Origin of the sequence: Aliikangiella coralliicola (assembly GCF_007004725.1) — a bacterium.
GTDB classification, from domain to species: domain Bacteria; phylum Pseudomonadota; class Gammaproteobacteria; order Enterobacterales; family Kangiellaceae; genus Aliikangiella; species Aliikangiella coralliicola.
The window spans coordinates 33,855-46,988 of record NZ_ML660161.1; the positions used below are offsets into that span (position 1 = coordinate 33,855).

The 13,134-nt window shown below is 42.8% G+C and carries 16 protein-coding genes; 9 read left to right on the forward strand and 7 right to left on the reverse strand.

Going from position 1 to position 13,134, the window contains the following annotated elements:
- Positions 1-23: 23 nt before the first annotated feature.
- The 5 genes from zntR (at position 24) to accC (ending at position 4,347) form a co-directional block, all read left to right on the forward strand.
- Positions 24-461 (forward strand): Zn(2+)-responsive transcriptional regulator, encoded by a 438-nt coding sequence (zntR, locus tag FLL46_RS03175; protein WP_142891994.1) that lies wholly within the window; start codon positions 24-26, stop codon positions 459-461.
- 3 nt (positions 462-464) lie between these two features.
- Positions 465-1,658: an SO_0444 family Cu/Zn efflux transporter gene (locus FLL46_RS03180; protein WP_142891995.1), complete on the forward strand. Its 1,194-nt coding sequence runs from the start codon at positions 465-467 to the stop codon at positions 1,656-1,658.
- 305 nt (positions 1,659-1,963) lie between these two features.
- Complete coding sequence (gene aroQ / locus FLL46_RS03185) at positions 1,964-2,401, forward strand: type II 3-dehydroquinate dehydratase (protein ID WP_142891996.1); 438 nt, start codon at positions 1,964-1,966, stop codon at positions 2,399-2,401.
- Positions 2,402-2,436: 35 nt separating this feature from the next.
- The gene (gene accB / locus FLL46_RS03190) at positions 2,437-2,898 is read left to right on the forward strand and encodes an acetyl-CoA carboxylase biotin carboxyl carrier protein (RefSeq protein WP_142891997.1); all 462 of its coding nucleotides are present in this window, start codon (positions 2,437-2,439) and stop codon (positions 2,896-2,898) included.
- A gap of 105 nt (positions 2,899-3,003) precedes the next feature.
- Positions 3,004-4,347, forward strand: a complete 1,344-nt coding sequence (accC, locus tag FLL46_RS03195; protein ID WP_142891998.1) for an acetyl-CoA carboxylase biotin carboxylase subunit — start codon at positions 3,004-3,006, stop codon at positions 4,345-4,347.
- A gap of 447 nt (positions 4,348-4,794) precedes the next feature.
- Here accC and FLL46_RS03200 read toward each other — a convergent pair whose 3' ends face one another.
- The 4 genes from FLL46_RS03200 to FLL46_RS03215 form a co-directional block, all read right to left on the reverse strand.
- On the reverse strand, positions 4,795-5,364 hold the full coding sequence (locus FLL46_RS03200; RefSeq protein ID WP_142891999.1) for a DUF4124 domain-containing protein: 570 nt from the start codon (positions 5,362-5,364) through the stop codon (positions 4,795-4,797).
- 177 nt (positions 5,365-5,541) lie between these two features.
- Positions 5,542-6,951: a glutamate--ammonia ligase gene (gene glnA, locus FLL46_RS03205; RefSeq protein ID WP_142892000.1), complete on the reverse strand. Its 1,410-nt coding sequence runs from the start codon at positions 6,949-6,951 to the stop codon at positions 5,542-5,544.
- 402 nt (positions 6,952-7,353) lie between these two features.
- On the reverse strand, positions 7,354-7,698 hold the full coding sequence (locus tag FLL46_RS03210; protein ID WP_142892001.1) for an Mpo1-like protein: 345 nt from the start codon (positions 7,696-7,698) through the stop codon (positions 7,354-7,356).
- Positions 7,699-7,774: 76 nt separating this feature from the next.
- The gene (locus tag FLL46_RS03215; RefSeq protein ID WP_142892002.1) at positions 7,775-8,572 is read right to left on the reverse strand and encodes an FKBP-type peptidyl-prolyl cis-trans isomerase; all 798 of its coding nucleotides are present in this window, start codon (positions 8,570-8,572) and stop codon (positions 7,775-7,777) included.
- A gap of 228 nt (positions 8,573-8,800) precedes the next feature.
- On the opposite strand from FLL46_RS03215, the gene FLL46_RS03220 reads away from it, so the two are divergent.
- The 3 genes from FLL46_RS03220 to FLL46_RS03230 all read left to right on the forward strand — a co-directional run bounded on the left by FLL46_RS03220 (position 8,801) and on the right by FLL46_RS03230 (position 10,977).
- A complete protein-coding gene (locus tag FLL46_RS03220; RefSeq protein WP_142892003.1) occupies positions 8,801-9,802 on the forward strand; it encodes a WD40 repeat domain-containing protein in 1,002 nt (333 codons plus the stop codon).
- 279 nt (positions 9,803-10,081) lie between these two features.
- The gene (locus FLL46_RS03225) at positions 10,082-10,714 is read left to right on the forward strand and encodes an RNA polymerase sigma factor (RefSeq protein WP_142892004.1); all 633 of its coding nucleotides are present in this window, start codon (positions 10,082-10,084) and stop codon (positions 10,712-10,714) included.
- Positions 10,714-10,977, forward strand: a complete 264-nt coding sequence (locus FLL46_RS03230) for an anti-sigma factor family protein (protein WP_142892005.1) — start codon at positions 10,714-10,716, stop codon at positions 10,975-10,977. Before FLL46_RS03225 ends, FLL46_RS03230 begins: the two co-directional genes overlap by 1 nt.
- An 80-nt stretch (positions 10,978-11,057) precedes the next feature.
- On the opposite strand, the gene FLL46_RS03235 is transcribed toward FLL46_RS03230, so the two are convergent.
- Positions 11,058-11,381: an outer membrane protein assembly factor BamE gene (locus FLL46_RS03235; RefSeq protein ID WP_142892006.1), complete on the reverse strand. Its 324-nt coding sequence runs from the start codon at positions 11,379-11,381 to the stop codon at positions 11,058-11,060.
- Between the two features lie 257 nt (positions 11,382-11,638).
- Between FLL46_RS03235 and fur the strand changes: the two genes are divergently transcribed.
- Positions 11,639-12,040, forward strand: a complete 402-nt coding sequence (gene fur / locus FLL46_RS03240; RefSeq protein ID WP_142892007.1) for a ferric iron uptake transcriptional regulator — start codon at positions 11,639-11,641, stop codon at positions 12,038-12,040.
- Positions 12,041-12,250: 210 nt separating this feature from the next.
- On the opposite strand, the gene FLL46_RS03245 is transcribed toward fur, so the two are convergent.
- Positions 12,251-12,547: an antibiotic biosynthesis monooxygenase family protein gene (locus FLL46_RS03245; protein WP_142892008.1), complete on the reverse strand. Its 297-nt coding sequence runs from the start codon at positions 12,545-12,547 to the stop codon at positions 12,251-12,253.
- A 107-nt stretch (positions 12,548-12,654) separates the two neighbouring features.
- Complete coding sequence (gene rsd / locus FLL46_RS03250; protein WP_142892009.1) at positions 12,655-13,107, reverse strand: sigma D regulator; 453 nt, start codon at positions 13,105-13,107, stop codon at positions 12,655-12,657.
- Between the last annotated feature and the right edge of the window lie 27 nt (positions 13,108-13,134).

The following is a 13,134-nucleotide window of genomic DNA, read 5'->3' on the forward strand; positions in this document are numbered from 1 at the left end:
CTTTAGGGTTTATAATTCAACCCATGCAAAAAAATTACTACAAAATTGGTGAGCTTGCGAAAATTGCTGGTATCACCGTTGAATCGCTCAGGTTTTATGAAAGCGAAGGCCTGGTGGCGGCTGCACAGCGAACCTCGAGTGGATATCGTCTTTATAGCGAAACTGAAGCACAGCGGCTTTATTTTGTTGTCCATGCTAAAAAAGTCGGCTTTTCCTTAAAAGAAATCAAACGATTACTGAATCTTCAGATCAATAAAGATCAGCACACCTGTGAAGAAGTGAAACATTATACCGGTGAAAAAATAGCGGAAATTCAGACTAAAATTCAAGATCTTCAGAAAATACAGCAAGCGTTAAAGAGTTTACACGATGTGTGCTGCGGTGGGCAGGAAAGCGCGAAGAACTGTTCGATATTGCACACCCTCGAAGATCCCAACTATTTTAAAAGAAAACAGGATTGACCCATGTATCAGTCACTTAGCGATTTTCTTAGTAATTTTCTCGATCTCTTTCAAGAGTCGGCGCCCTGGTTGTTACTCGGACTACTAATTGCTGGGTGTATGAAATGGTTGGTACCGATTGAATTGCTTAAAAAGCATATGGGAAAAGGAAGTATTGGCGCGGTGATAAAAGCGGCATTAATTGGTGCCCCACTCCCCTTGTGTTCCTGTGGTGTCATACCTGCCGCAGTCGGATTAAGACGTGCCGGTGCTTCAAAGTCAGCCAGTGTTTCATTTTTAATCGCGACACCGGAAACCGGTGTTGACTCAATTTCAGTTTCTTACGCCTTGTTAGGGCCGTTTATGGCGATAATCCGCCCTATTTCGGCAATTTTAAGCGCGATTTATGCTGGCATATTGGTGATGTTTTTCACTTCAGACAATTCCAAAGCACAGTCACAAACAGCCGATGGCAAGAATATTCAGGGATCTGAGCCAAATAATGCTCATAAACAAGCAACTAGCGACTGTTGTGAAAAAGTTGAAATTCAACCCGTTGAAAGCTGTTGTGACAAAAGTGGAAATAATGGCGACAAACTTCAAAGTACAGAGGCCTCAATACCACCCGTCAGTTTACAGCAACGACTCGTTAGCATTCTAGAGTTCAGCAGCGGCAAGTTACTTGAAGATATTACCAAGTGGCTGCTTCTGGGGTTAATCATCGCTGCGATTATCAAAACCTGGGTGCCAGTTGATTTTTTAACCCAATGGGGTAGCGGCCTGGTGGCGATGTTGGTCATGGCGTTGGTCGGGGTTCCTATGTATATATGCGCGACAGCTTCCACACCATTGGCCGCGGGGTTTTTGGCTGCTGGCGTTTCTCCTGGTGCTGTGCTGGTGTTTATGCTTGCAGGCCCGGCGACCAATTTATCGACAATGGGAATGATAAGACAAGAGATGGGAAGTGGCGTTCTGGTGGCTTATATTGCGGCGATATTAACGGCTAGCATAGGATTCGGATATTTTACCAATTGGGCGGTTGCGGCCTTCGGATTTGAGATCTATCAGGTAGCGGCATCAACCCACCAACATGAAGGCTCCTGGGTTTATTCCTTATCTGCAATCGTTCTGGGCGCCATGATGTTACGAAATGCGATAAAAATGGCGCTAAAATCGCAAAAAGAAGCATCTATGATAAAAAAGAGCGCACATCATTAAATATTTCTGGCGCAACAATCAGCTCTAACAAGAAAATCGGTAGCAAGGATGCTAATTGAGTGTTTTGCCTCTCTCTTACGTGCCAACTGGTAGTACCATTTGTTTGTCTGAATAGAAGAAGATCCTGAAACTTGTGGTTAAATGACGCTAAATTGCTAAAAAATTGACAGTATTTGTTTGTAGTGGTTATTTTGGCTGGAGTTCTCAATTTGAAATACATTGTGCTAGTGTTCTTGCCAGTTAAGCGAAATTGGCGTATTTTAGCAACATAATAATCAAACACTGTTAGCTGGCAGCCCAATTCAATGACTGTATTGATATTAAACGGCCCAAATCTCAATTTATTAGGTACTCGTGAACCCGAAATATACGGCGCAACCACTTTGCCTGAAATTGAACAACTTACATTGGCGAAGTTGAAAAGTGCTGATTTGAGCGGAATGTTCTTTCAATCGAATGCAGAGCATGAAATTGTTGATTCAATTCAGAAGGCGCCAGAAAATGATGTTGATTTTATTATTATTAACCCGGCTGCATTTACTCACACCAGCGTCGCAATTCGTGATGCGCTAGCGGCTGTTGGTATTCCTTTTATTGAAGTTCACTTATCCAATCCTCATTCACGAGAACCATTTCGTCAACATTCGTATTTTTCTGATATTGCGGTTGGAGTGATTGCCGGTTTTGGAGTTAACAGTTATTTGATGGCGTGTGATATGGCCATTGAGCGATTACAAGATTAACGGTTTATAAATTTAATTTTTAAGGTGTAGTTATTATGGATATTCGAAAAGTAAAAAAATTGATCGAATTATTAGAAGAGTCAGGTGTGGCGGAAATCGAAATCAAGGAAGGTGAAGAGTCCGTCAGAATCAGTCGGGCGACAGCACCGATTGCTGCTGCGCCGATGCATTATTCTACCGCACCAGCGCCTGCTCCAGCGGCGGCACCTGCAGCGTCAAGTGATGCTGCTGCACCAGCTGCCCCTGCAGCTGAAGAAGTATCTGGGCACCAGGTTAAATCGCCGATGGTCGGAACTTTCTACAGTGCTTCTTCGCCGGGCGCTAAGCCGTTTGTTGAGGTGGGCGACCAGGTTAAAGTTGGCGATACTCTGTGTATTGTTGAAGCGATGAAAATGATGAACCAGATTGAAGCAGATGCCGCTGGTACGGTAAAGGCTATCTTAATTGAAAATGGCGAGCCGGTAGAGTTTGACGAGCCACTTTTTATCATTGAATAGGCGCGAGTAAGCCCTGTTAAATGAGTTCATCAAATTGATGAAACTGACGAATACTCAATTGGATAGTTAATTGACTGTCCATGTAATTAATTTTTGGAAACTACGATGCTAGATAAAGTTGTAATTGCCAATCGCGGAGAAATAGCGCTTCGAATACTCAGAGCTTGCCGTGAACTTGGCGTTAAAACGGTGGCAGTACATTCGACCGCGGATGAGAACTTAATGCATGTGAAATTAGCTGATGAATCTGTATGCATTGGCCCGCCGTCGCCACTTGAGAGTTACCTGAATATTCCTGCAATTATTGCCGCAGCAGAAGTAACCGACGCCGTCGCGATTCACCCTGGTTATGGGTTTTTAGCTGAAAATGCTGATTTCGCAGAACAGGTAGAACGAAGTGGATTTACTTTTATCGGCCCAACGGCAGAATCGATTCGCCTGATGGGAGATAAAGTTTCAGCGATTACCGCGATGAAGCGTTCAGGTGTCCCTTGCGTTCCTGGTTCTGACGGACCTCTGGGAGATGATGATAAAGAAAACCTGATTATCGCCAAGCGCATTGCTTATCCTGTCATTATTAAAGCCTCTGGCGGTGGCGGCGGTCGCGGTATGCGCGTTGTGCGTCGTGAAGAGGATTTGATTGAAGCGATTGCCATGACTAAATCGGAAGCTAAAGCCGCGTTTAATAACGATATGGTTTATATGGAAAAGTTCCTCGAAACGCCCCGACACGTGGAAATTCAGGTGTTAGCAGATAATCACGGAAATGTTATCTACCTGGGCGAGCGAGACTGTTCCATGCAACGACGCCATCAAAAAGTGGTGGAAGAAGCGCCTGCTCCTGGAATTACTGAAGAAAAACGCCGCTTTATCGGTGAGCGATGCGTTCAGGCCTGTAAAGAGATTGGTTATCGTGGCGCGGGTACTTTTGAATTTTTGTACGAGAAAGGTGAGTTTTACTTTATCGAAATGAATACAAGGGTTCAGGTTGAACATCCTGTGTCTGAAATGATTTCTGGCGTTGATATTATTAAGGAGCAGTTGAAGGTTGCAGAAGGCCAGCCGCTTTCTTACAAACAGGAAGATATTAAACTGCGTGGCCACTCTATCGAGTGCCGAATAAACGCTGAAGATCCTAACACTTTTATTCCTTCTCCCGGCACGATTACCCGGTATCATGCCCCTGGTGGTCCAGGTGTTCGGTGGGATTCTCACATTTATTCAGGTTATAAAGTTCCGCCTTTCTATGATTCGATGATCGGTAAGTTGATCAGCTATGGGGAAACTCGTGAAGTGGCTATGGCGAGAATGCAGATGGCGCTTGATGAAGTCGTCATTGATGGAATTAAAACTAATATTGAGCTACAGCGCCGAATAATGGCTGATGAGAATTTCCATAAGGGCGGCACCAATATTCACTATCTGGAAAAAAAGCTTGGGATAAGCTAAAGAGCCGGAATTTGGGATAAAGAAAATAACATTGAGGCTTTCCCGTTCAGGGAGCCTCATCGCTGTTTTACCACCGACGCTCTGGCATTGATTTTACCCATCGATAAATTTGCCCCTTTTGAGCAAAGCCGTCACTAGAAATTCTATACAGGCAAAAAAAAATGCCCGCAATCTAGCGGGCGAATCAGGGGTTGAAAAATCAAGTATTCAAAAAATTTAAGTTAGATTTCAGTAAATCTGAGTTCATTTTAGGGAATCACATTCGATTTTTCTGAGACGAGTTTAACAATAATAAATTTAAAAACTCGTGAAAAATGAGATATTTACGTCAAAATCGCAGGGTGAGCTTGTAACCGGCGCTGGATTGATTTGCTACTCGATGTCCTGTTTTGAACTGCAGGGTTTTGATTTAGCGCTATTGCTTTTATCGGGCAGATATTTAGCTTATCACTTTCTTTGATTGCGAATTTTCGGATTGATATTGTGAAGTAAATTGAATTTGATTGTTTCGCTGCTTTGGAGCTGTTTTCCGGTAGCGTCGACCACGATGAAACTCGCTGAGTGGGTGCCATAGGCAACTTTTGTAGCAACAAATTCACCAGATTTGAGGTCGTCAGTGACCGGCTTGCCATCCAGAAAGAGCCGAATTGAATGGCCCTCTAGTAGTGTGGGCTCAATTTGAATTTTAAAACTCACTGCAGAGGCGTTGTTGCGTACAACACCATCAGCCTGGGGTTCGAGGAATGTCAGTGAGCGATAGGCATTTGAGAATTCTTGGTATCGGGCTGGCTCTGGTTTTTCAAGTAATACTTTATGCTTAGTGTCTATCTTCGGCTTTTTCATTTTTATCGCCGGAATTTCTTTCATTTCAATTTCATCAGCGCCGGCTCTGGGTTCATCCGAATAATGTACGTTGCCATGTTTATCGACCCAACGATAGAGTTTTTTCTTCTCTTCTGCTGCAGCAGAACTGCTTAGTATGAGAAGGCCTAGTAAAGAAATAACGCACTTTTTCATGATAGTCACCAAAGTGTGGATATCATTCTAAACTACCAAAATCTGACGATTTTGCAAAATATCCTGCGAATAACGATGAAAAATGCGACTAACCGCATAAAAAAAAGACCCAACCGGTGTTGGGCCTTCATGTTTTGTGTAATCGGCCTAAACTTTGACAGTTGAGGCTTTGCCCGATTAAAGGCTGTAGTACATATCAAACTCAGCTGGGTGAGTTGTCATGTTGACATAATTGACGTCTTCCAGCTTAAGTGCGATGTAGGAATCGATGTAGTCATCACTGAAAACGCCGCCTTTGGTTAAGAATTCACGGTCTTTGTCCAAAGCATCAAGGGCCATCTCAAGAGAACTGGCTACAGTAGGGATTTCAGCAGCTTCTTCGGCAGGTAGGTCATACAAATCTTTATCCATTGCGTCACCAGGGTGGATCTTGTTCTGAATTCCGTCAAGACCAGCCATCAACATTGCGGTAAATGCCAGGTATGGATTCGCCATAGGGTCGGGGAAGCGCACTTCAATTCTGCGTGCCTTTTCGCTCGGTACATGTGGAATTCGAATAGAGGCGCTTCGGTTTTTCGCTGAGTAGGCGAGCATTACCGGTGCTTCAAATCCGGGTACCAGGCGTTTGTAAGAGTTAGTCGAAGGGTTAGCAAGTGCATTGATAGCGCGAGCATGTTTGATGATGCCGCCGATATAGAAAAGAGCTTCTTCTGACAAACCACCATATTTGTTTCCAGCGAAGATATTAACACCATCTTTAGCAAGTGACTGGTGACAGTGCATACCGCTTCCGTTGTCACCAACAACCGGCTTAGGCATAAAGGTTGCGGTCTTTCCATAGGCATGTGCAACATTATGGACAACGTATTTTAATACTTGAGTTTCATCGGCTTTTTCAACTAACGTGTTGAATTTAGTCGCAATTTCATTTTGGTTCGCAGTTGCTACTTCGTGATGGTGCGCTTCGGTTTTGATGCCTAATTCTTCGAGAACAAGACACATTTGTGAGCGAATGTCTTGTGAAGAGTCAACTGGTGGTACTGGGAAGTAGCCGCCTTTGACACGTGGGCGATGACCCATGTTACCGTCATCGTAACGACGCTCTGAGTTCCATGCTGCTTCATTAGAGTCAATTTGATAAGACGCGCCTCTCATATCGATGCTGAATCGAACGTCGTCAAAAAGGAAGAACTCAGGCTCAGGACCAAAGAATACTGTGTCGGCAATGCCTGTTGATTTAAGATAGGCTTCTGCGCGCTTTGCAACAGAGCGAGGGTCACGATCATAACCTTGCATAGTGGTCGGTTCTAATATGTCACAACGCAGGTTTAAAGTTGCGTCTTCGCAGAAAGGATCGACTACTGCTGTTTCTGGATCGGGCATTAAAACCATGTCAGATTCGTTAATACCTTTCCATCCTGAAATTGATGAACCGTCAAACATCTTTCCTTCTTCGAGAAAATCTTCGTCAATGCAGTGTGCCGGTAAGGTTACGTGTTGCTCTTTTCCTTTTGTGTCAGTAAAGCGTAAGTCTACAAAAGAAATGTCATTTTCTTCGATCATCGCGAAGATATCTTTTTTACTCATGGTGGTTTCCTCAAAGAATTAAATCTGGGTAACTTTTATAAAAATATTTAGCAAGTGTGGCAACATTAAAGCAAGTTAGGTGCCAATTATGTAGAAATTGGATTTTCCAATTTTGCACCGTTTCAATGCAATTATAGCCAGCAAAAATAAAATTGATGACTTAATTTGGTGCGTTTAGGATTTATTTTTGCACTGTTTTGGTGCTTTTGGTGAATTAAGCTTTTAATCTCAAAAAAAATCTGAAACGCCAATTTATTTCGTTTGAGCTCAAAGGCTATCACTGTTGATTTGGGTTTTGTCCACTGCACCGGATTTGACGTTGTAAAACAAGACAATGGATCTTTTATCAGGTCTATTTGGGAGCAAGCCAATGTTTCAAATCGTCTTAATATTAATGCGCGATTATGAGCGCGCTTTTTTCCCGAACAATCGACTGAGTTCTGCGGATAATTGTCCCGTTGCCGCGAGATATAGCATTTTATAGTCTCCCCGCAGTGACCAAAAAGGATGTTTAAAAGTCGCAGGTCGGTTTTTTTCGATAAAAAAGTGACCAATCCATGCGGGCCCATAGCCAACCAGCAGAACAATCGGTAACCAGTGCCATAGTTGAAAGATTAGCAAGTAAACGAGCAATAGGTGAGAGAGAACGGTGCCCATATAATGCAATGCTCTTGAAAGCCGCATTTTATGTTCACCGAGATAAAAAGGCCAAAACTCGCTAAACGAATGATATTCAGGTTGATTCATTGTCGGCCTGTTAACTGTAAGCCCCACGGAAATGAGGCTTAGCTATTTTGCTGTCGGCTGTTAGCGTTATTTGTTGCTATTTGCCGCTTGTTTCTGGTTTTACGATTTCCAGTAATTCTACATCAAAGACTAAAATAGAACCGCCTGGAATAGGACCACGATCACTATTACCGTAACCTAATTCTGGTGGTACAACAAATTGGTATTTGCTACCCACGTCCATCAATTTAACCCCTTCAAGCCACCCTTGAATAACGCCGCCTTTTAGCGAGAATTCAAAAGGATTTTTGCCAACTGAGCTATCAAATTGGCGGCCATCGGTAAAGGTACCGGTGTAATGAACCTTTACGGTATCGGTCGCTGATGGTTTCGCTGCGCCCTTCTTAGCGGCTTCAACCACTTTATACTGCAGGCCAGACTCTGTCTGTGTAAATCCTTTCTTCAGATTTTCGTCAAGGTAGACTTTATTTTCCGCCGTTTTGGCCGCTTGCGATTCCTGGCGTTTTTGCTGCTCAGCTAATCTGATTTTTTGTTGGAAAATCTGGAATTCTTGGGCAAGTTCTTCACTAGTTAATTTTGACTGATTATCGAGCTGATCCATAAAACCCTGTTTAACTTTTTCGATATCCATGCCAAGGGACTTATACTCAGTGTTAAGACCGATAATATTATCTGCCATCTTTGCACCCAGCGCATATGCCATTTTGTGCTCGGCTTTTAATTCACCGCCGGCAGGAGCTTTGGTTGCTTTTTCTTTAGATGCTGTTGTTTGAGCATCTTTGACCTTGGAATCTGCAGCTTTTTCGGCTGATTGTTCTTGCTGACACCCTACGATAAGAGAGCTCATAGCAAGTGCTAAGATATATTTTTTCACTGTAAACCTCTGGTTATTTTGCGGAGTCTGAGCCTCAATAGTTGAATCGCAAAAGTTTGCTGAAGCGCATATATGAACGCGTCTTTTTGTTATCAACTATCTCAGACTGAATATTCTCGGTTTAATTGAGCGTATCAATTTCCCTTAAAGAGTAGGCAGTCTATACTCTAACAAGATAAAAAAGAAGACCCTACTACTCATACTCAGTTAATCAATTAAGGAATATCAATGATCTTAAGCGGTCTTTGGCGACTAACACTTCTGATTTGCTTGAGCGCGATGCTTACAGCTTGTCAGCCAGAGAAAAAATCGATAGCAGAATGGCCCCATTCTGCAGTAGGGACTTTGGACGCGGCCATTTCACGAGATGGTCGCTTTGCATTAGTTTCATCGGTTAATTTTGGAGCAGGATATTGGGATCTTGAAAAAAATCAGCTTAAGTTTCAGTGGACTCATAACGACAACCCGGAAGATGGAATTATTGCTGTAAATATCTCACCAGATGGAAGTCGGGCCATTACTGCGGACAAGCGAACATTCATTATCTGGAATACCAATTCAGGCAAAGCCTATGGTTATTGGGAAGCACCTGCTGACATTCGTGCGGTGGCCATTGCCAATAAAGGGCGCTATGTTTTGCTTGGTTTAGGCAGTGGAAAGGCGATTCATATTGATATGAATACTGGCCGTCGGCTTGAGTTCACCGGGCATCGTAATGAGGCCGTTGCTAGTGTCGATTTATCTGCCAATGGCGTTTGGGCTTTTACCGGCGGCAACGATTATCGTGCGGTATTATGGAATACAAAAACAGGTAAACCGAGGCATTTATTTGAGCACGATACCAGGGTAACTCAGGTTAAATTAGGCATTTCAGGTAAAAAAGCTTTTACTTCAGGTACTTTAGGTAACGCAACCATTTGGGATATTCAATCAGGCGCGGAGATATCTCGATTATCGTTGAGACCGAGAGAGTATGTGATTAGCGCAGCGAGTTTTTCTGAAGATGGCGGACAATTGTTGACCGGCGCGCCAGGCAAGGATATCAGTTTGTGGGATGTTAGTAGTGGCGAACGCTTGTTCCGTTGGACTGCGAGAACAAGAAAAGAAGGAAAGCCGGGGGGCGCGATTATTTATGCGGTCGGGTTCTCCGAGGATGGAAGACACGTATTGAGCGAGAGTTCTGCGGGTTATGGTGAGAAGTGGTCGTTGGCTGACGCTCGAACAAATTGACCGGTAAAGAAGAACGCATTGCGATGCAAAATTAACCCAGCGTTTTGCTAGAGTTAAAGAGTCTGTTATCCTGTGCCGAAAGAGTGATACCTCGCCGCATAGATAGATAAGAAAGCGCTGGCAATTTTGATAGAAGAGACAAAGCATTTTTATGTTTTCTTCGTGATAGTTTGCTAATGCCTGGGTCGTTTGCGCGGGTATGATAAATACCAGTTTTGAAAATGTTGTTGGTGACACTGAACATTTTGAAAACGAATAAGCATTTTTAGGGGCTGTAAATTGTCTAATTCAGAGCGGTCTAAATCAGAAAAAGCACAATCAGAAAAAGACCTGATCAAAAATTTGCTGGCTGGTGATGAAGCAACTTTTGAGTCCACGTTCAATCAATATTATTCCCTGATGTTTTCTGTCGCTCAGTCGATTGCTGGTAGCTCGATTGCCGATGAGGTCATTCAGGAAGCCTGGATCTCAGCATTAAGAGCATTGCCCAAGTTTGAAGGGCGGTCTTCGCTGAAAAGCTGGCTTATGAGGATTGTTGCTAATGAAGCGAAAACACGGCGACGCAAAGAATCCCGCTCGGTTTCGCTGGAATCGATGCAGGAAAGTTGGGCGACAGATCCTCGGTTTGACGAGAAATCCCACTGGGTTAATCCAAGCTCTCAATGGCATGGAGATACGCCGGAAGATTTATTGTTAGCTAAAGAATTACAGGATTGTATTAGTAAAAATCTTGAAAAGTTGCCAGAGAATCAAAGAGCAGCTTTACAGATGCGAGATGCGGCGGGATTATCAATGGATGAATTGTGTAACATCCTCGATGTTAGCCCGTCTAATGTTAGAGTTTTGTTACATCGCGCGAGAGATAAAGTTTTGCAAGTTATTGATCATTTTGAGCTGACGGGAGAATGCTAATGTTGCCATCATGTAAACAAGTAGCAGAGCAGCTTTCCGAAAACATTGATCAGCCAGTGACCGGTTTTCGTTGGTTAAAGTTAAAGTTGCATTTGTTAATGTGCGCTTATTGCCGCCGGTATGGTAGTCAAATTGAGATTTCGTCTAAAACCATAAATCTGATGGGTCAGGAGAAAAAGCCTAGTGAAGCACTCAAGGAAAAGATGATGGCTCACTACCGCGATTGCCGGTGTGATGATAAGGATGATAATGAGTCGCGTTGAAACTTCGGCTAAGCTCTCGTCAGAGCTCGATTTTAATTAGTAAGGCCGGATATTAATCCGGCCTTTTTAATTTAGGTAGCTTATTGGGTTTTTAAGCTTTCGGGTATATCATAGTCGCCGGCGGCTGATACCAGTTTATCCCCGTCAAAAACCAGCTCCAGCTTCTTTTTAACCATTGTTCCGCGGTTAGAGTTCTTATAGCTATACAGGTAAATCCATTTGTCATCGGCAAAGGCATCGTCAACAACCGGCGAGCCCAGAACAAATACCACCTGGTTTTTTGTCAATCCGGCCCTGAGTTTGTCTATGTCTTTCTGGGCAAGAATATTGCCTTGTTGAATATCAAGCCGGTATACGCATGCGCTTAAGACAAACACCAAAATGATCGACAGCTTTTTAATCATGTAACTTCCCAAGCAAATTATTTCTAAAGAATTATGTGATAATGTTTTTAACGCGTTATGAAATACAATTTCATAGTCTGAGACGTATTCTATATGAATTTGTGCAAAATGCTTCAAAAATTGAATATAATATGCCACATATACCTAAACTACGCGGAAGAACAGCTTTCACAGTAGTTTGGGTATATAGTCAACGGAGAGACTAAAAGATTCCAATTTCCAGCTAATTTTCCTGACAAATATTTTCGGAGTGTACTTTGAGCAATCAACAACTAAAAGATGTCGGCCTGAAAGTGACCCTGCCAAGATTAAAAATCTTAAGTATCCTGGAGCACAGCGAGCAGAAGCACTTGAGTGCAGAAGACGTCTACAAGCTTCTTTTAGAAGCCGGAGAAGATGTGGGGTTAGCGACGGTTTACCGTGTTTTGACCCAATTCGAATCTGCCGGATTAGTCGCTCGCCATAACTTTGAAGATGGGCATGCGGTATTTGAGCTCAATAGTGATGACCACCACGACCATATGGTCTGTGTTGATTCTGGAGACGTCATTGAGTTTGTTAATAAGCAAATCGAAGAACTACAGCACCAAATTGCTGAGGAACATGGGTATGAGCTTATTGATCATAACCTGGTACTGTACGTTAAGAAGAAATCATAACCCCTTCCAATTATTCAAAGCGTGACCGAAAGATAAGTTGGCTGGATTTGAACGAATCCAGCCACCGATGTACCCTGCCTTAAATTCGACGGTTTTATCCTGTCATATGATGTTGATTCAGATCTAGTTGTGTGAAAGTCAGATCTGCTTTATCTGATCTGACTTCGTGTGAATTAACCTGGATGGTTTGGAATAGCGGGCAATCGATGGTTAGCTTAGTAGCTGACTACTTTCTAATACGGTAATTTTTTCGTCGTTCTCCAGCAATGGTCTCATGTCAGACATTACTGCTTTGCGCTCTTCAGAATTTAACCAACTCTCCCACGATTCACAGTTTTCCCAGCTGGAAATAATAACTGCATGATTTTCGTTCGATTTTTCATGAAGTAATTCACCGGCAATAAAGCCGTCGATTGCTGTTGCCTGTTTTCTCGCACGTCGAATGAGATCAAGGTAATCGTGAAAGCATCCATCGTTAATTTGTCGCTCGATGATCACTCTTATCATTAATGAGATTCCTGTTTAGTCGTTGTTGAAAGCTGGTGGTTGTTATCGTTAATCGATATTTTCTAATAATCAGCGATTACGCTAATCAATATCGACTAGCGCGAAAATTAGTGTTTAGAACGTAATGTGTCGATCAAACTATCTTCTAGTTCTACCCTTTTTGCAATTGCTTCACCCAAAAGGGAAAGATCGTCGTCCAGAGAAGTCATTAACGCATTGTCAGAATTTTGAGAATACTTATCATTAAAATCTACGACAATATCGGTGGTTTCAGAAATCTGAGGATAGAGCTTTTCTAACAATTGCATACTGGAAGGACCATTGACTTCGCAGGCGCCGACAATTTTTTCATAAACTTCAAAGTGGCCCGCGGACACATAGTCGATAAGAATATCGCAAAATATATTAACTTGTTGATATTCAGGTAGTTGTGGTTGATTTCGATTGCCAGAAAGTTTGCAAAATTGAATGATTAGTTGACTTCTTTCTGCCAGCCAATCGCTTACTGCGGCATTTTTGCATAAATCTTCAATACTCTCGTTTATGTTTATTTCTGACATTCGCATCAGACTCCTTAAGTCTTGCCA